This window comes from Priestia sp. BR_2, from assembly GCF_041954005.1.
GTDB lineage: Bacteria > Bacillota > Bacilli > Paenibacillales > Paenibacillaceae > Paenibacillus_AQ > Paenibacillus_AQ lautus_A.
In genome coordinates this window covers 106,871-124,510 of sequence record NZ_JAVFHM010000194.1, presented here as the reverse complement: position 1 = coordinate 124,510, position 17,640 = coordinate 106,871, and the positions used below count along the sequence as shown (strand labels likewise).

Sequence of the window (17,640 nt, the reverse complement as noted above, 5' to 3'; positions counted from 1 at the left end):
GGGTATATATAATCCATTCATAATTTACACCAATTCAGGGAGGAATATTCGATGGGCAAAAAAATCGTCATTGTCGGCGGCGTAGCAGGTGGTGCCTCGGCAGCTGCCAGGCTGCGGAGATTGGATGAGAGCTCTGCCATTGTTTTAGTGGAACGCGGGGAATATATTTCGTTTGCCAACTGCGGTCTGCCCTACTATATAGGAGAAACTATAACCGACCGCAATAAGCTTATGGTGCAGACCGTACCCGGCCTTAGCCGCCGCTACGAGCTGGATATTCGCAATCTCAGCGAAGTTACGTCCATTCTGCGTGATAAAAAAATGGTTACGATTAAAAACCTTGCTACCGGCGAAACCTACACCGAGAGCTATGATTATCTAATCCTGTCGCCCGGCGCGAAGCCCGTGGTGCCGGATATTCCCGGCTTGTCCGAAGCTCGTAACGTATTCACGTTACGGAATATCCCGGACACCGACCGAATCAAGCGGTACGTGGATGAAGTCCAGCCGAAGGAAGCCGTTATTGTCGGGGGCGGGTTTATCGGGCTGGAAATGGCCGAGAATCTGGCGGATCGCGGCGTCCAGGTTACAGTCGTCGAAATGGCCAACCAGGTGATGGCTCCGCTGGATTACGAAATGGCCGCGATCGTTCAGTCGCACCTTAAAGAAAAAAGAGTTCGTCTGATTCTTGAGGATGGCGTAGAAGCATTTCATGACGGCGGCCAACAAATCGAGCTTTCCAGCGGCAAACGAATATCAACCGAGATGACGTTGCTTTCGATAGGCGTTCGGCCAGAGAGCATGCTGGCGTCGGCTGCCGGACTTCCCGTCAATGATCGCGGCGGAATTCAAGTTAACGAATACATGCAGACCGCCGACCCGAGCATTTATGCCATCGGCGATGCGATTGAGGTAAAGGATTATGTCCTTCAGACCCAGGCCTTTATCCCGCTCGCCGGTCCTGCCAATCGGCAGGGACGCTTGGTTGCGGATCATATCTATGGTAAAAACAATCGTTACAAAGGCACGCTCGGTTCGTCGATTGCCAAGGTATTTGATCTAACGGTTGCTGCGACAGGTGTTGACGAAAAGCGCCTAAAGCAGATGAACCTACCTTTTCACGCCATCCATATTCACCCTTCGTCGCATGCCGGGTATTACCCCGGGGCGTATCCCATCTCCTTGAAGCTGTTAATCCATCCGGAAACAGGTCAAATCTATGGGGCGCAAGCGATTGGAGCAGATGGCGTGGACAAGCGAATCGATGTCATTGCTACAGCAATCAAGGGAAATCTCAATGTATGGGACTTGACGGAGCTGGAGCTTTCCTACGCGCCCCCTTATTCCTCCGCCAAAGACCCGGTTAACTATGCCGGATATGTTGCCGCCAACATCTTGGATGGCTTGGTTGAAACGGTCCAATGGCATGAAATCGACGAACTGGTTGAAAACGGTGCAACCTTAATCGACGTTCGCGAACCTAAGGAAAGGGAAGCCGGTTATATCGCAGGTTCCATTAACATCCCCCTTAACGATCTGCGCAGCCGACTGAAGGAACTACCGGAGAGCGAAACGCTGTATGTGACTTGCCAGGTTGGGCTGCGCGGATATTTAGCGGCACGTATTTTGAACGAGCACGGCTTTCGGGTTAAGAATCTCGACGGCGGCTGGAAAACATACTCGTCCGTGTATAAGCCGTTCTAATCGATCCAACTTAAACTGCCTTGAATCGATGGACAACCGGATTGCTATTCAAAACAACATAAAAAAAGCCCTGCCAATGCGGGGCTTTTTTTCTTTATTTGAAATAGATAATGGCTAAATCAGTTTATGCGCATACCATTTCTTGCCGCGGAAGCGCCATAGGAAGATCGCTCCTCGTACGCCCCATTCGCAGTTCATGGCCAGCCATACGCCAAGAATGCTCCAGCCCAGAACGATCCCCATAATATAACCGAGAATCACCCGGAACAGCCACATGGTCAGCATCGAAGTGATCGACGTAAAACGCGAGTCGCCTGCCGCACGCAGCGCCGATGGCAGAATAAAGCTTATCGACCATAGCGGAACCTGTACAAGCGTATTAATCAACAGCACCACGAACAGATCGTTCACGATTTCCGGAGGCGGGTTGAACAACCCGACCAGCGGGCGGTAGAGCGGCATCAAAATCAAACCCATCAAGGCCAGCGAGATAGCGCCAAGCCACAAAAAAGATTTGATGAACTTCCGGGCATCCGCTATATTACCGCGGCCGATGCATTGACCGACGACGGTCACAATCGTTAAAGACAACGCGCTGGCTGGAATCTGAAAGACGGCCGCAAGCGAAGATCCGATTGCGTTCGTTGCAATGGCGTACGTGCCCAGGCTAACGATAAACACTTGGGTTAACAGCTTTCCTCCGTTAAAGAACATCTGCTCGGCTGCGAACGGAAGCCCGATAAACATAATTTTGCGCAGCATCGATATCGGAAAATGAAACAGGTCCCGCAGGCGGATATGCAGCGTTGCGTCTACTTTAAACAGATAATAAAGCGCGCAGGCGGCTCCGGCAAAACGGGCGATGTTGATGGCCAGCGTCATGCCCATAACGCCCATATTCAGCAGCGTGATGAACATGATGTTCAGCAGAACGTAGAGCAGGTTCATGATCAGCGACAACGCCAGTGATGCGCGGGTCTTGCCGATACCCCTCAGCGCGCCGCAGACCGCCTGCACAATCGCAATCCCGATAAAGGAAGTGCTGCTTCCGATCAGATAAATCCGCGCACTCTCCAGCACTTCGGGCGACGCTGAGCCGAACAGCAGATTCAGCACCGGCTGGTGAAGCCCGATGATCAGCAGCGCGATCGCTAAAGCGATCATCGCCACCGAAGTTACCGTGGCGGCGGATGCCCGGGATACCATCATCGCGTTGCCGCTTCCCTTGTACTGCGCAACAACGACGGTGCCCCCGGTTGCCACTGCCACAAACACATTAATCAAGAAGATGTTCAAGGAGTCCACCATGTTCACGGCGCTGACCGCCGAAACGCCCGACGAGCTGATCATGGCCGTGTTGACCAGGTTCAAACCAATAATAAACGCCTGGTCGATCAAAATCGGGAAAAATAAAGCGAAGATCTGCCGGTAGTCCATCGACTCTCCGGATAAATGATTGCTGAGCAAACCGTTCATTCGGGTTCGTAATCGAACCAACATCTGTCATCACATTCTTTTCGTTGTAATATAAAAAGAAAAAACTCTTCATGCGAAGAGCTTCAGGCTTACGTACGGTATTTAGAAATGGCTGCCGTAACCGTCGCTTGGGAGAGCTCACTCCCTCGCCAAGGGGACAATACGGATGGATTCATTTGATCCCGGATAAACCCCGTCTTTGATTGGAGGATATCACCAGACCCGGGTTCTGTCAACGAATGCAAGGCACAGGAAATGACCGTAAACCGCTGATAAACGGAGCTTCATTGAAGCTTGCAGGTGATAACCCTTTATATGATGGTTTGAACCCGGGGACTCTTTGATGCAAATGACATCTTTCGCGGAAAAATATGAATATATGAAAAAAAGAGGCGCATCCATCTTTCGCTTCGTTTTTTGGGTGCGGTGTTCCGCTCCTCGGCTTACATCAATGCTGATTTGGCGGTCCCCAAGCCTTCCCTTGGTCACTACTCCATACCAACTCTATCAAGCTGCATATGATATCAAATGATAGATTGGAGGAGGTCTGGTAGCATGACAACCCAAATAGAGTTCGATGCCGTTTTCAGCCTGGGGCACAACTGTCAGGTTGCCGCTCAGCTTAGAAGAAACAACCTGCGTCGCATGGCAGGTCCATGGGACTGGTTCAACTTCGCTTCAACCCGAGAATTTTGCAAAGTCATCCATCATCGATTCAGCGAATTCATGCTCCGGGAAAACCTGGATATCTACGGTAAATCCGTCAACTGTTATTATGTACGCGACAAACGATCCTCTTGTTTATCCTTCCACGACTTCCGGAACGACCCGAAGGAGCAGCCGCTATATGACTACCCTGCTTTCCGCGAACGGCTGGATCGAAGAATCGAGCGTTTTAACCGCTGCTTGAATTCGGATCGGAAGACGCTTCTCGTACGCATCATCCCGCATATAAAGGATGCCGAAACGATAGACCAGGTTATTCGCGAAACATACGCCAACCCGAACGTAACCCTGTTATTTGTCCTGCTTGGCAACCGTGAACAAATCGTAAATCTTCCCTCGTTCTCGGATCGCGTGCTTATCATACAAATCCCGAAGGGGGCGACCTGGGAAGGGAATTCGGATGCGTGGAAGAGCCTTCTTGGTGGGTTTTCGCTCACGAAAGGGGAATAAACGTTTGACAAAACCAGGATTTTCCCGTATATTTACAAAAAAGAAATCAATAACTCTTACGAAGGAAGCACCCGTAAGTCTGGCGTTTATTACGCCTTTCTAACGGGTGTTTTTTGTCGTTGGCGGAGGTTCCCCAGCTTGATCTTCTGGGCTGGAATGATAATAAGAGAAGGAGCGATTATGATGTTGAAAAGATTATGGTTTTCTATCCTTGCGATGGTACTGCTGCTCACCCTTACCCCCATTCCTTTCGCGAATGCTGCAGCCATTGAGTTCACCGATTCGGTTCAAGCTCAATTGAATGCCACGGCAGACCGGGCCGGCGGAACCGTTCGTTTGAAACTGAAGAAGCAGTACGATGATTTTAAATCGGAACGGAAACAGGTCATGGATTGGGACGATCGAATTTCTTCCCTTCGTTATGCCAATGAAGCCAAAGCTTCGGAAACTCGCAAACGAATCAGCGAAATCGACAAGGACAAAATCCGCAGGCTGGAGGATCAGCTCGAAACAGCCAAATCCAAATACCAGCCGCTGTTTGATACCTATTCCGCGCTCAATAAACAAATCGCCGCAGCCAAAAAACTGAAGGACAAATCGCTATCCAAAATGCTGCAGTCGCAGGCCGGCGGCATGAAGCTCCTGGTTGCCTTGGGACGTGAGGATATACGAAACAAGCAGGCTGCGCTTACGGCGGCCAAAAAAGAGAGAACTTCCAAAGCGGCTAAAGTCCGTTCCATCCTGTCCGAAATCGATCCGTACAAAAGCAAGATCAAAGGCGATAAAAGCGCTATTACTACGCCAAATAAACTAATGACAACCGAGTGGAAAAATTTCAAAGCCGCCGTAAAGGCCAATGAATCCGCCAGAACCAGCGATGCCCTGTCCAGGCTGCTGACGCTCTCAGGGCAGATCCTGGCCAAAAAGAAAAGCATCCATACTTACGAACAAAAAATCGAGTCCGTCATCGCGCGCGCTAATGCACAATTAAGGTAACGTTTTACCGAGTCCATCCTAGCATATAGAGGCATTTCGGCAATGCGATGATATAAGAACCCCCTTCCACCATGGGTAGAAGGGGGCGATGTTTAACATAAAGATTCGCATTTTATAATTCATCGAGCAACCGTTTGGAGAGGGTATTGGCATCCGGCCAATCTGGATTGATCGAGCAGCGGATAATCATATAACATCCCTTCATAGATAACCTCAAACGCCGGATGCTGAAAGAAATCATTCGGCGTTACTGCCGAGGAAGGCCGATCCCATAAATGGATTTTGCTTTGCTTCATCGCTTCGGCGACGAATTGCGAACAGAAATAGGATCGTTCCCTCGTAATATCGAGTCTCATCAGCACGCCGAACATGCCGATGAGATTATAGCCATAGGCTTCCTCTTCATCCTGGTAATGCCGGATCACGCGTCTTGCCGCCTCATATTGCTGAGGGGTGACTTCGAGACGAAGCAGAGCGCAGCGCGTGCCGGGGAAGTGGCGAAAAGTTCCTTCATACACATCCTCCTCCACGAATCCTCCGACCCAAGGATTGTTGGCGCACTTTCGTCCGAAGCTGAACACTTCATTCAAGTTCTCGTCGAGCGCCAGCGAGGCATGATTATACGGCGCAGCAGTGATTCGTTTGATCAATTTCGTAAACATCGTTCCCGTATCAGTCAGTAGAACATATATATTTTTGTTATCGGACATTTGGCTTTCCCCCACATACATTGATGAACTATTCATAGAATCCGGATTTCGTCAAATCCTTCGTTAATTTCATTGTAGTTGAGGCAAGCCGTTTCCATAACCGACTATAGGTGTGATTAGGACCTGGACCTAAGTCGAGTTCTTACCTGACCTGACGACGTAATCCATATAACTATACCCCATACAAGCGACGATAGGAAGATGGCGTCATGCCTTCGTGCTCCATAAATCGCTTGTTAAAGTAACTGACGCTCGGGTAACCCGCTTCCACTGCAATTTGTCCGATCGTTTTATCTTTATGATCGAGCAGCCATTGCTTAGCCATCTGAAGACGGCAGCGCGTCACAAAATCCATCGGCGTCATCTCCATGACGTTGCGGAATAATTTACAAAAATAGTACGTGGATACGCCTAACCTAGCCGCCCACTCTTCCAAAATAAACGGCTGTGCAGCTTCCTGCTGCATGATGGGCAGCAGCTCGTGAATTCGGTTCGCCGAATTGTTGGATTTATTATCCGATAAGGAGGACGCCTGTTCGACGAATACGGCTAACAAGGAATACGTCAAGGTGGACAATTGCGCAGGCTTCAGCATGCGATGGGTTTCCGCCTCATTCAAGAGCGCTTCATGAGCTTCCTCAAAGGCCGCCGGCTGCCGAATGCTCCAAAGCTGGCTTTTATGAAATCCGCGCTCGATGAAATAATTCTGCAGGCCGCTGCCATAAAAATGGAACCAGCGGACATCCCAAGGGTCGTCCTCGCTGCTGTAATAATGCTGAGCTTGCATGGGAAAATACAGCACGGCTTCCCCTGGGCCGAGCGTATGAACGACATTGTCGATTTCAACATGCCCTTTTCCGGAAGCAACATAGTGAATATTGAAATTGTTTAAAGAACCGGCTGCCCGCGTCACCGTGTGATCCGGCTCATCCCGGTAGATCCCTACCGATTCCGGCAGACAGAAGAACGGCATTTGCGGAAGGGTCAGCAGATGGCTTTGTCGTTTCATCTCCATCCTCCTATAATGACAATATTGTTGTATAACACTACAAAATAATATTATATCAATTTTATTTCTTGTCTTTTATAATCGCAATATAATCTTAATAAGTTGTATAGGAGCTGATGAACATGACTCAAAAACTTCGTTGGGGGATACTTGGATGCGCCAGCATTGCCAAACGTTCGGTCATACCCGGTCTGCAGCAATCCCGTTTCAATGAAGTCGTTGCCATCGCCAGCCGCGACCAGGCAAAAGCAGAGCAAACCGCCGAGGAACTGAAGATTCCGACTGCATACGGCAGTTATGAGTCCTTGCTTGAGGATTCTTCCATAGATGCTGTCTATATCCCGCTACCTAACCATCTACATAAAGAATGGAGCATCCGTGCAGCGGAAGCCGGCAAACATATACTGTGCGAAAAACCGCTGGCGCTGACGGAAGCAGAAGCGGCCGAAATGGCTGACGCGGCCGCGGCCGCGGGCGTGATTCTAGCCGAAGCCTTTATGTACCGTTATCATCCGCGATACGACGTGCTGAAGGAAATGATCGACTCCGGTGCCATTGGGGAAATTCGGGGCATTCGCAGCGCGTTTACTTTTAACAGCTCGGCCAATCATGGAAATGTCCGGTTTCGCAAAGATTGGGGCGGCGGTTCGATTTATGATGTCGGCTGTTATCCGATCAATGCCGCGCGCATCCTGCTGGATAAAGAACCGGAAGCGGTTACCGTTCAAGCCTTCTTCTCGCCTGAGCATGATCATGTCGACATGATGGCCTCCGGCTTGATCGAATTTGAAGGCAACGTTGCCCTGACCTTTGATTGCGGCATGTGGGCGGCTTATCGGAATCCCCTTGAAATTGTTGGCACGGATGGCCTGATTGAAGTCCCATACGCCTACAGCCTGCCTGAGAACGGAGCAAACTTCTTCTTAACGACCGGCGATGGACGCAAAGAAATCGAGGTTCCTCATGCAAACGCATACAGCGAACAAGGTGACCGGATAGCGGAAGCCGTTTTGTACGACAAGCCTCTCCGCTACTCGACGGAGGATGCGGTTCGCAACATGAGAGTCATCGATGCCTGCCTGCAATCTGCCCACGAACGTACGAGAATCGTGCTGTAAATTCACTCAAGGAGGAGATGAACATGAAATATATATCAATCAAGGGATTAAACAAACCCGTCTCTGCGCTCATGAAAGGAACGGACTATTTCTATCATGATTCGTACGAGAAAGCTGCCACCAATATGGATGCTTACCTTGCGATCGGCGGCAATTCCGTTGATACCGCACATATATACTGCGGCGGTCAGAGCGAAGAAGTCATCGGCAGATACATGCAGGAAAGGGGGAACCGGGATCAGCTCGTCATTCTGACAAAGGGTGCCCACCATGACCAAAACGGCCCTCGCGTCAGCAAAAAAGACATCAAAAACGACATCACGACAAGCTTCGAAAGACTACAGACGGATTTCATCGATCTGTACGCATTGCACCGTGACGACCCTGAGGTTCCGGCGGGGGAAGTCATCGAGGCTCTGAACGAATATATTGCGGACGGCAGTGTAGGCGCCATCGGGGTATCCAATTGGACCTGGGAACGCATTCGGGATGCCAATGCCTATGCTGACGCAAACGGCTTGGTCGGCTTTTCCTTCAGCAGCCCGAACCTCAGCCTGGCCAAGCCGAACGAACCCTTCTGGAAAGGCTGCGTCTCAGCCGATGCGGAGACGATGGCCTGGCATGAAGCTGAACAGTTTCCGCTGCTCTCCTGGTCTTCCCAAGCGCGAGGATTCTTCACTGGGCGATTCACTCCGGAGATTCGGGACAACGCGGATCTTGTACGGGTATTTTACAGCGATGCGAACTGGGAGCGGTTAGAGCGCGCCAAACAGCTTGCTGCTTCGAAGAATGTGACTGCCATACAGATCGCGCTCGCTTACGTACTGAACCAGCCCTTCCCTACTTGCGCGCTAATCGGCGCACAATCGGCCGAGGAATTGAAATCCTGCGACGAGGGTTCGAACATCCGCCTGACTAAGGAAGAATTAGACTGGTTAGACCTGACGATTGATCAACGATCTTAATTCCTAACGATAAAGACGCCTCGAGCCAGGATAACGTCATCCGGCTCAAGGCGTTTTATTTTCAATTTAACGTCATCAATTCAGGCATGGAGGCCCAATCTGAAATCAGGTAGATGAACCCGTGGTTCCCGGGCCCCCCTACTCCTGCAAACTCCGCAGATATTGTTCATATTCTGCCGTAAATTCGAGCGCCTCGCTAAAGTCCGCCGACTTCAGTGAAAGGACCGCAACGACGTCTTCCTTGCCTGTCTCATGCAAGGCTAGAATACGCGGCTGCCTTGGGACCCGAAACTGGGTATGGTCGTGGTATACGATCGTGACGATGGTACCTAGCGGCTCTTCCTCCGGCGACAAAACGGTGCTCCACATCCAGCGCTGCTGGTCGGTTCCTTCCTCGCTTCCCCATTCCCTTGAAATGTCGAAGTCGCCCGGGAATTTCGGTGCGGGACGTATTCCCATTTCCTTGAGCTGCCTGTGTACCGGCAAGAATAACAGGTTTAAATACGTCCCGTACGCCATATCCCCACCCTCGTTGTATGCCCTTTGCAGTTTTTCCCGGTTATCGGTAAGCACCTTTTCCCAGTTCTGTTCAATATGTTCGGAAATATAGCTTCCGATGGCTTCGATCGGTTTGTCCTGCTGTGCTTCCAAAAATGCTTGCAGCGGTTTCAATGGATTCATATTAACCCCTTTCCATTTCATGGATTTTTGGATGTACCTCTCCAGCTTACAACATTCATGCAAATTGTAAGATTTGCTGGATATATGGCCCATATTAGGGGTGAACCTTATCATGTGCTTTAAACCTTTAAAGCCTGAATCCCTGCAGCATGCCGGCAATCACATGCATGGTTTCCTCGATGCCCTTATCCGTTTCCGGCATTTGTGCCACCAACAACGAGCATTCGTTTAAGGCTCCGGACAGGGCATGCGTCAAGGCATCAACCGGAGCGGCCTTCATCATTCCCTGATGCTGCATCAAGGCCAACTGTTCCCTCAGGTGGCTCATCGAATTCTGCTCGTCCATCTCGCGCCATGACTCCCAGCCTGCAACACTCGGGCCGTCAATAAGCATAATGCGCTTATTCCGCGGTTCGACCACGGTCGCAATAAAGGCCCGACATCCAAACAGCAGCTGATCCCAAGGATCCACGTAACGGTCGGCTTCCGCCTCCACGCGCTGCCCAATTTCCGTCTGCACTAATTCGAGTACGGCGAGAAACAGCCCTTGTTTATTCTTAAAATGATGATACAGCGCGCCGCGGGTAACATGAGCTTCGTCGGCAATCTCTTCTAAAGCCGCATGGGCATAGCCTTTTTCCGCAAACTGTGCCCTGGCCACCTTTAGCAGCAGCTGTATGGTTTCGTTCGCTTCGCTTTTGGTTCTTCTCATGATTGCGTTATTCTCTCCTATGCATCATTCGGATGCTGTTCTCAAGGACGACGGAAGCCCCAGCATTTCCTGGTCTTACACCCTTCGCCATGGAGCTTAGCGAATGCTGACGGATCCATGGACGGTATTATCAGATGATTCCGGATGTAAAAGTCAGCGGCTTGCGGCTTTTAATAAATGCCCCCGAGGAAGCTCCGGTACATGCGGCTTACCTCAATCTGACAGAAAATCCGCAAGCTCTCTTACCGAAGTAATCCTTCTGCGCGAAAGGCTGTACTCATTCGCCGGTGCCGTCATCCTTCGTGGACCACACCTCTTCATTATACTGCTCCATAAAGGCTTGGGAAGGTGGAATGATCTTAATCATATCGATCAGCACCCCATTCGGGTCACTGATAATAAAATGCCGCTGGCCGAACTCCTCATCACGAATGTCCAGATGAAGCGGCAGCTTTTCATGGATGACCAGCCTTTCGTACTCGGCATCCACATCCTCCACCTCAAAATTGAGTATCAGCCCCTGTACACGCTGCTGATAAGCAGAGGGAACCGTCGGGTGATCTTTGGACAGGATCGCCAGCTCGTAAGCGACGGGTCCCTCGATTCCCTTCTTCAAGCTTACATACCAATCCGCTTCAAAAACAACCTCAAAACCAAACAACCGTGTGTAAAAGTCTGCGCTTTCGGCAATCTGTTCTGTCATGATGACGGGATAAAATCCTTGAAGTTTCATATGGAAAACATCTCCTTGTATATGGAATGATCCCAATTTAACATACATACAGCATGTATGTAAATAATATTTTTTGAAATTTTTCATAAAAAAAGAACCTGCGGACCGCAGGTTCTTCGTTGGCTACCACAACAAGCTGACTGCCAATAGATTGAACAATGCTAAAGGCAATACGACATTAGGATTGGGGCCGTACGGCACAAATGGAGGGTATCCCGGGTAGAAACCTCTGTTGCCTTGTTCTACAAGAATGTACACATTCTTTGCATCGACATTTATGACGATACCTTCAACGGCTTCATCATCCATCGTATGCACCCTTACCTTGCGATTCACCACGTTTTTCATGGCCGAATGGGCGCTTTCTCTATGTTTCTTCATGGAATGTACCAACTGGTGATCGCATTGAAACAGCATTTGCGGTTGAGTTGAATATTGGTTCATGTTGCTCCTCCTTCATTCTCTTCTACCCGCATTGTATGCAATTGCCCTCTCAAGGGTGTTCGCCTATCCGCAATCCGTTTAATGCACCGCCGATACGGGTATAGTACAACCAGATGAAGGAGGTTAGACATCAATGGACAAACGAAATATACAAACGGGGCCAAGCAGCTTTTACATTGAGGACAACGGCAAAAAAGTAGCCGAAATTTCCTACTCCCCACAAGGAAACGGAGTGATCAGCATCGATCATACCTATATTTCTCCAGGGCTACGGGGTCAAGGCATTGCCGATGAGCTCGTACGAAAAGTGATCGGATACGCCAGGGAAGAAAACTTGAAAATCATCCCCGCTTGCTCCTATGCCGGGCATTATTTTGATAAAAACCTCGACGATCGCGTACTTCTGCACAAATAAATATGCTATTAAACAACCTTGGCAAACATGCAATCAAAAATGAAGCATCTGTTAGTTTGAACTTGGCCAGCCATAAGAATGCTCCCCTTATCGGTTGGCTTTCGCGCGCCCGGATTTTCAGTCAGTATTTAACTTTGGTATTTTCTATTGCGATAGAGCGATCCTATCCTCTATGATCAAATGGTATAGCTTAGCTTAGGGAGGCAATTATTAACATGATGCAAACAGCGGAGAATTGGGTCTGGGAACAGATGTTTGACAAATTGCCTTTTGGGGCGATCCTGATTTCTGCGGTTGACGAGCCTGTTGCGATGGTGAACGACCGATTCTGCGAAATAACGGAATCCAAGCGTTCTGACCTGCTACAGCTCAAACCTTCCGAAATCCAAGTTCTATCCAACCTATCTTTTCAACAAATATTGCAATCATTGATATATGGCCCAACGTCCACTCTCTCAAGAGAATCTTATTTTATTCGCCAGGACGGGCGCCAAGTGCATGTCGCCGTGAGTATCTCCCTGCTGGAGCCCCCCTCACAAGACAGGACACCGTGGATCATGTGCTGCCTGGAACCCGGGACCGTGCAGGAGGGGACTGCTTTGCCGCCGATCATCAAGAATGACGAGCTGCTGGCACTGATTTCAAAAAGCGGACAAGACCTCATATCCATCAGCAGCGCCGACGGCATCATCGAATACATCTCACCTTCTGCCACTGACATACTGGGATACACCCAAGAGGAAATGTTGGGCCAACACCGCGGTAAATACTACCATCAAGTCGATTCCGAGCAAATGAAGGAACCAGGCAAACTATTTTCGGAGAAAGATAGTTTTGTTCGACGCATTCGCCATAAGGAAGGACATTATTTATGGTTTGAAACGTCGTTTCAGCTCATTCGGGGTGCTCAAGGTGAAATTGACAAGGTACTGGCCATAGGACGAAACATAACCAAACGTAAAACGGATGAGGATACGCTGGCCCATGCGCAGCGGATTGCCAAGATCGGTTCCTGGCGCTGGGACTTGATCACGCATACGCTTACCTACAGCGATGAAATGAGGCGAATTTACGGGTATCAGATCAATGCCATCGAGCCGAATCATGACGCGCTGATGTCCCTGGTCATTCCGGAGGATCGCGAACGGCTGGAACAGGTTGTGCGCACGGCCGTACAGGGTAAAGCAGACGAAATCATATACCGGATCCAGCTTAAAGACGGACAAATCCGAACCATCAGAGCCCAGTGGGAGGTCACCGTTACGAACGAAGGAAGACCTATGGAGATGGTCGGCATGGCACAGGATATTACCGAACAGGTGATGATCGAGCAGCAGTCGCTGGAGAATGAGAATAAGTACAAGCTCATCACCGAAAATTCGCTCGATTTCATATCGCGAAGCACCATTGACTGCTTTACGTTTCTTTACTGCTCCCCTTCCTGCTACGCCCTGCTCGGGTATCGCCCCGAAGAGATGGTCGGCACCAGTACTTTTGACTACGTATACGCTGAGGATATTGCGCCGCTACAGGACTATTTAGAGAATTGCCTGGAAGGCAAAATGCTCACACCGATCACCTTCCGCTATATACATAAGGATGGCAGGCACATCTGGTTTGAGGTCAATTGCAAATATATCAGCACGCAGGGTGATCAGAAGAATGAAATTATTTCGATTGCCCGCGACATTTCCGAACGAAAATTAATGGAATTTAAGCTGAAGGAAAGCGAGCAGCGCTACCGCTCTCTGTTCGAGTACAATCCATCCGCCGTATACTCCATGAATTTGGACGGTGATTATATAACGGCCAACCAGAATCTGCAGGAGCTGACGGGATATACGTTAGACGAGCTCATCGGAATGTATTTCGGGCCGATTGTAGCGGAAAAAGACATTGCTCGCACGCTGTTTCATTTTAATCAAGCGAAGGAAGGCATACCCCAAAGCTATGATCTGACCATCATTCATAAGGATGGACGCCCCATCGAAATCAATACCATCAACATTCCGATTTTCGTGGATGACGAAGTCGTCGGCGTTTATGGCATTACCCGGGACATCACCGAACGCATTCGGACGATGGAAGAGATCAAGAAGCTCAGCCGGGAGCTCACCTTGTTGCTGAATACGGTATCGGAGGGCATCATCGGTCTGGACATTCACGGGCAAGTCGCTTTCATCAATCCGGCCGGGGCAGCCATGCTTGATTACGAACCTGCAACGACCATTGGAAGACCGTGCGACCAGATCATCAAGGAAATTCGCCATGACGGTACTTTCTATCGCGGGGAAGATTCTCCTCTCGTTCAGGCAGTCAAACAAGGCGTACCGCTGTCCAGAGCCGAAATCGTACTCTGGCGAGGAGACGGTACCAGCTTTTTAGCCGATTATCAGGTTAATCCGATTTGGGATCAAGGAGAGCGCAAAGGCGCCGTCATGGTATTCCGCGATATTACGGACGAGAAAGAGATCATCCGCGCCAAGGAGAACGCCGAACGGGCGGATCAAGCAAAGACGGAGTTTCTCACCATGATGAGCCACGAGCTCCGGACGCCGATGAACGGCATTATCGGGATGATAGAGCTGTTAAGCACGACAGAGCTAGACGAAGACCAACAGAATTACATCCATATTCTCATGGAGAGCAGCGGCTCGCTGCTGCACATCCTGAACGAGATCCTCGATTTCAGTAAAATCGAGACCGGCAATATGACCCTTAATCATGAACCGATTGATTTGCGCTCCTTGCTCGAAGTCGTCGTTGATTTATTCTCGGCGAAAGCCAAGGAAAAAGGGTTGTCCTTATCGTTCAACATCAACAGCGCCAATGTCCCCGACGTGATTATCGGCGATGCCCTGCGGCTGCGGCAGGTGCTTGTGAATCTCATCAGCAATGCCATCAAGTTCACGCATGAAGGCAGCATAACGTTGAACGTGGAAGGACTTCGCAGGACGGGCACCCAAGAGTTCACGCTTGCTTTTCAAGTAAAGGATACGGGAATCGGCATAGCGCCCGAGCTCCAGCATCAGCTGTTCACTTCCTTCTCGCAGCTCCATCCATCTTTGAACCGTAAATATGGCGGTACCGGATTAGGGCTTGCGATCAGTAAAAAGCTGGTTGAGCTGATGGGCGGCGTCATTGGCGTCGAGAGCCGTGAAAATGTCGGTTCTTCCTTCTATTTTACGATTCCGACCCATACGCTGCAGGATGTTCACACGAACCCGTAACATTCGGTCACTTTTCGTTCTCAATTGATCTGCGTCAAAAAAAGGTGATCCATGGCTTCTTATGCTGTGGACCACCTTTTTTCTCGTTTTCGCACCGAGTGATCGGTTTCGTTCTATTGGTAGAGGGATTCCAGTTCGTCTACCAGTTTGCCTACATAAGCCACCGCTTTGGAAATCGGCTCCGACGTGGACATATCGACGCCCGCCATGGCCATCAATTCCAGCGGGCTCTTGCTGCCGCCGGCCTTGAGCACTTGAAGCCATCGGTCCACGGCCGGTTGGCCCTCCTCGCGGATCAGCTGCGCCGCAGCTGTTGAAGCGGTCAAGCCTGCCGCATAGGTGTAAGGGTATAGTCCCATATAGTAATGCGGTTGCCGCATCCAGGTAAGCTTCGCGCCTTCGTCCAGTTCCACGGCGTCTCCCCAAAAATCGGAAAGCACTGCGCCCTTAAGCTCGGACAGCTTGTCTGCCGTAATCGGTTCATCGGCCATCGCATGGCGGTATACCCTTCTCTGCATTTCCGCTTCCAGAAGGTGCGTCACGTAATTGTGGTAATAGGTGCTCAGCAGTTGGAGAATGATCCAGCGCCGCATCCGCTTATCCTCGGATTGACTCAGCAAGTGATCCGCCAAGAGAAGCTCGTTCATCGTTGACGGCGCTTCGATAAAATACATGGACGGACGGGCATTGGTGATGCGCTGATAGCGTGCAGCGAGCATCAAATGGCCCGCATGCCCTACCTCGTGTGCTAACGTGAAGGCATTGCGCATATTGTCCGCCCATGCCATCAGGATATAGGAATGCACTCCGTAAACCGATGAACAGAACGCTCCTGTAGATTTGCCGATATTATCGGCATAGTCCACCCAGCGCTTGGAGAACGCGGATTCAACGATCTCGCCGTATTCGGGACCAAGAATCGACAAGGCGCTGGAGATGGTGGCACAAGCTTCTTCATAGGTTACGCTTGGATTGAAATCCGGATCCATCGGCGCTTTCAAATCGCAGAACAGCATCTGATCCAGACCAAGCTCGCGTTTCTTCAGCTTCATCAGCCTGCGCATATGCGGAGCAAGCTCTTTCAGAATCGTATCGTGGATATGAGTGTACATATCCATTGTCACTTGCTGGGGCTTGAGCAGCATATCCGTAACGGAGTCATACCCGCGAAGCCGGGACAGCACCACCTGCTTCTTCACTTCCGTGGCGTACGCCTCGGCAAAAGTGTGACGCGCCCCCTGCAGCGACTTCGTAAAAGACGCATAGGCTTCGCGCCGAAGCTCCGTATCCTCGGACATTTCGTAGGAATTCTCGTACAGACGGAACGAGACCGGCTTGGTTTCATCATTCACTTGAATGTCATCAAAGGTCATATCCGACAGCTTGCTGCGCAAATAGATGCGGTAAGGAGAACCGAGCACCTCGCCCAGCGATGCAAGCACGCTCTCCGTCTCAGGACTCAAGCGGTGAGGCTTGGACTCCAGCAGCAGCGTCAAGCTTCGGGCATAAGGCGCCAGCCCTTCTTCCTTCGTTATGTAATGCTCGATGGTTCCGTCCTGGAGGTCCAGCAGCTCCGATTCAATAAAAGTTAAGGAGGACTGGATGCGGGACAACACATCGCCCGTTTTGGCCGAATTCGCCAGGTTGGACGGGTTGGTTCCGTCTTCCGACTGACGCAGTCTGGCATATGCCCCGACTCGGCCGATGCTCTCCATCAACGCTTCCTGTTCATTTAGGCATTCGAGAAGTACAGATGCACCATCGCCTAGCCTGCCCTTAAACCGCGTCAATTGAGCAGCTTGCGATTCAAGCGCTTTGAGACCCGCTTCAAATTCTTCTTGCGAGACAAACAAATCATCCAGATTCCAGGTAGCCTCGATTGGAACCTCACCTCGTGTCAGCAATTTCCCCATGGATACAGCTCCTCTCCTGTCTTAAGCGATCACTGGCTGCTGCACGGCTTAAGGATTAGCAGCAGCGTCACCCTTCCATCTTATCACAGTTTTTTACGGGAAACGCCTCCTCATTTAAGCCTTGACTTCCGACCGTGTTTATGGATATAGTTAATCCATACTCTTATCTAAAGGAGAGATTTTGATGTCGGTGGTCGTTCTTAACTAACCCAATTTCATATGGATCGAAATGTAAAATTCTGGGCATTTCCTTTTTGGGGATATGTTTATTTTTTGATGGATTCTCATTTCGTCCGTTGAATTAGTTAAGAACTGCGGATATCAATTGAAGCCCCTTTAGGGTTTATTTCGATATGAT

The 17,640-nt window shown here is 50.1% G+C and carries 15 protein-coding genes; 7 read left to right on the top strand and 8 right to left on the bottom strand.

What is annotated here, in order from left to right:
• Window positions 1-51 precede the first annotated feature (51 nt).
• Window positions 52-1,704 (top strand): FAD-dependent oxidoreductase, encoded by a 1,653-nt coding sequence (locus RB298_RS15065; protein ID WP_486047475.1) that lies wholly within the window; start codon window positions 52-54, stop codon window positions 1,702-1,704.
• A 114-nt stretch (window positions 1,705-1,818) separates the two neighbouring features.
• Here RB298_RS15065 and RB298_RS15060 read toward each other — a convergent pair whose 3' ends face one another.
• Window positions 1,819-3,204 (bottom strand): MATE family efflux transporter, encoded by a 1,386-nt coding sequence (locus RB298_RS15060; protein WP_486047474.1) that lies wholly within the window; start codon window positions 3,202-3,204, stop codon window positions 1,819-1,821.
• A gap of 531 nt (window positions 3,205-3,735) precedes the next feature.
• Between RB298_RS15060 and RB298_RS15055 the strand changes: the two genes are divergently transcribed.
• Entirely contained in the window at window positions 3,736-4,356 is a 621-nt protein-coding gene (locus tag RB298_RS15055; protein WP_192572428.1) for a DUF1796 family putative cysteine peptidase, read from the top strand.
• A 183-nt stretch (window positions 4,357-4,539) separates the two neighbouring features.
• Entirely contained in the window at window positions 4,540-5,352 is an 813-nt protein-coding gene (locus RB298_RS15050; protein ID WP_486047473.1) for a hypothetical protein, read from the top strand.
• A 119-nt stretch (window positions 5,353-5,471) separates the two neighbouring features.
• Here RB298_RS15050 and RB298_RS15045 read toward each other — a convergent pair whose 3' ends face one another.
• Together RB298_RS15045 and RB298_RS15040 are read right to left on the bottom strand one after the other, a co-directional pair.
• A complete protein-coding gene (locus tag RB298_RS15045) occupies window positions 5,472-6,062 on the bottom strand; it encodes a hypothetical protein (RefSeq protein WP_192572430.1) in 591 nt (196 codons plus the stop codon).
• Between the two features lie 172 nt (window positions 6,063-6,234).
• Complete coding sequence (locus tag RB298_RS15040; protein ID WP_096773335.1) at window positions 6,235-7,071, bottom strand: helix-turn-helix transcriptional regulator; 837 nt, start codon at window positions 7,069-7,071, stop codon at window positions 6,235-6,237.
• A 122-nt stretch (window positions 7,072-7,193) separates the two neighbouring features.
• Here RB298_RS15040 and RB298_RS15035 point away from each other — a divergent pair, with 122 nt between their 5' ends.
• Together RB298_RS15035 and RB298_RS15030 are read left to right on the top strand one after the other, a co-directional pair.
• Window positions 7,194-8,189: a Gfo/Idh/MocA family protein gene (locus tag RB298_RS15035; RefSeq protein ID WP_486047472.1), complete on the top strand. Its 996-nt coding sequence runs from the start codon at window positions 7,194-7,196 to the stop codon at window positions 8,187-8,189.
• Between the two features lie 23 nt (window positions 8,190-8,212).
• Complete coding sequence (locus tag RB298_RS15030) at window positions 8,213-9,154, top strand: aldo/keto reductase (RefSeq protein WP_486047471.1); 942 nt, start codon at window positions 8,213-8,215, stop codon at window positions 9,152-9,154.
• Between the two features lie 138 nt (window positions 9,155-9,292).
• Here the strand turns inward: RB298_RS15030 and RB298_RS15025 are convergent, their stop codons facing one another.
• The 4 genes from RB298_RS15025 to RB298_RS15010 all read right to left on the bottom strand — a co-directional run bounded on the left by RB298_RS15025 (window position 9,293) and on the right by RB298_RS15010 (window position 11,724).
• The gene (locus RB298_RS15025; RefSeq protein WP_486047470.1) at window positions 9,293-9,835 is read right to left on the bottom strand and encodes a DUF6022 family protein; all 543 of its coding nucleotides are present in this window, start codon (window positions 9,833-9,835) and stop codon (window positions 9,293-9,295) included.
• Window positions 9,836-9,962: 127 nt separating this feature from the next.
• A complete protein-coding gene (locus RB298_RS15020; RefSeq protein ID WP_375119440.1) occupies window positions 9,963-10,547 on the bottom strand; it encodes a TetR family transcriptional regulator in 585 nt (194 codons plus the stop codon).
• A gap of 277 nt (window positions 10,548-10,824) precedes the next feature.
• The gene (locus RB298_RS15015) at window positions 10,825-11,280 is read right to left on the bottom strand and encodes a VOC family protein (protein ID WP_192572434.1); all 456 of its coding nucleotides are present in this window, start codon (window positions 11,278-11,280) and stop codon (window positions 10,825-10,827) included.
• A 123-nt stretch (window positions 11,281-11,403) separates the two neighbouring features.
• Window positions 11,404-11,724 (bottom strand): hypothetical protein, encoded by a 321-nt coding sequence (locus RB298_RS15010; protein ID WP_015734614.1) that lies wholly within the window; start codon window positions 11,722-11,724, stop codon window positions 11,404-11,406.
• A gap of 133 nt (window positions 11,725-11,857) precedes the next feature.
• Between RB298_RS15010 and RB298_RS15005 the strand changes: the two genes are divergently transcribed.
• Both RB298_RS15005 and RB298_RS15000 read left to right on the top strand, forming a co-directional pair.
• Window positions 11,858-12,139: a GNAT family N-acetyltransferase gene (locus RB298_RS15005; RefSeq protein ID WP_192572435.1), complete on the top strand. Its 282-nt coding sequence runs from the start codon at window positions 11,858-11,860 to the stop codon at window positions 12,137-12,139.
• Window positions 12,140-12,354: 215 nt separating this feature from the next.
• Window positions 12,355-15,369, top strand: coding sequence for a PAS domain S-box protein (locus RB298_RS15000; RefSeq protein ID WP_486047469.1), 3,015 nt, complete (start codon window positions 12,355-12,357; stop codon window positions 15,367-15,369).
• A 113-nt stretch (window positions 15,370-15,482) separates the two neighbouring features.
• Here the strand turns inward: RB298_RS15000 and pepF are convergent, their stop codons facing one another.
• Entirely contained in the window at window positions 15,483-17,282 is a 1,800-nt protein-coding gene (gene pepF, locus RB298_RS14995) for an oligoendopeptidase F (protein WP_096773328.1), read from the bottom strand.
• Window positions 17,283-17,640: the final 358 nt, after the last annotated feature.

Coding starts and splice junctions, on each gene's coding strand:
- RB298_RS15000 (WP_486047469.1), top strand. CDS start 12,355: ATGATGCAAACAGCGGAGAATTGGGTCTGGGAACAGATGTTTGACAAA.
- RB298_RS15065 (WP_486047475.1), top strand. CDS start 52: ATGGGCAAAAAAATCGTCATTGTCGGCGGCGTAGCAGGTGGTGCCTCG.
- RB298_RS15045 (WP_192572430.1), bottom strand. CDS start 6,062: ATGTCCGATAACAAAAATATATATGTTCTACTGACTGATACGGGAACG.
- RB298_RS15005 (WP_192572435.1), top strand. CDS start 11,858: ATGGACAAACGAAATATACAAACGGGGCCAAGCAGCTTTTACATTGAG.
- RB298_RS15010 (WP_015734614.1), bottom strand. CDS start 11,724: ATGAACCAATATTCAACTCAACCGCAAATGCTGTTTCAATGCGATCAC.
- RB298_RS15055 (WP_192572428.1), top strand. CDS start 3,736: ATGACAACCCAAATAGAGTTCGATGCCGTTTTCAGCCTGGGGCACAAC.
- RB298_RS15050 (WP_486047473.1), top strand. CDS start 4,540: ATGTTGAAAAGATTATGGTTTTCTATCCTTGCGATGGTACTGCTGCTC.
- RB298_RS15060 (WP_486047474.1), bottom strand. CDS start 3,204: ATGTTGGTTCGATTACGAACCCGAATGAACGGTTTGCTCAGCAATCAT.
- RB298_RS15025 (WP_486047470.1), bottom strand. CDS start 9,835: ATGAATCCATTGAAACCGCTGCAAGCATTTTTGGAAGCACAGCAGGAC.
- RB298_RS15040 (WP_096773335.1), bottom strand. CDS start 7,071: ATGAAACGACAAAGCCATCTGCTGACCCTTCCGCAAATGCCGTTCTTC.
- RB298_RS15035 (WP_486047472.1), top strand. CDS start 7,194: ATGACTCAAAAACTTCGTTGGGGGATACTTGGATGCGCCAGCATTGCC.
- RB298_RS15020 (WP_375119440.1), bottom strand. CDS start 10,547: ATGAGAAGAACCAAAAGCGAAGCGAACGAAACCATACAGCTGCTGCTA.
- pepF (WP_096773328.1), bottom strand. CDS start 17,282: ATGGGGAAATTGCTGACACGAGGTGAGGTTCCAATCGAGGCTACCTGG.
- RB298_RS15015 (WP_192572434.1), bottom strand. CDS start 11,280: ATGAAACTTCAAGGATTTTATCCCGTCATCATGACAGAACAGATTGCC.
- RB298_RS15030 (WP_486047471.1), top strand. CDS start 8,213: ATGAAATATATATCAATCAAGGGATTAAACAAACCCGTCTCTGCGCTC.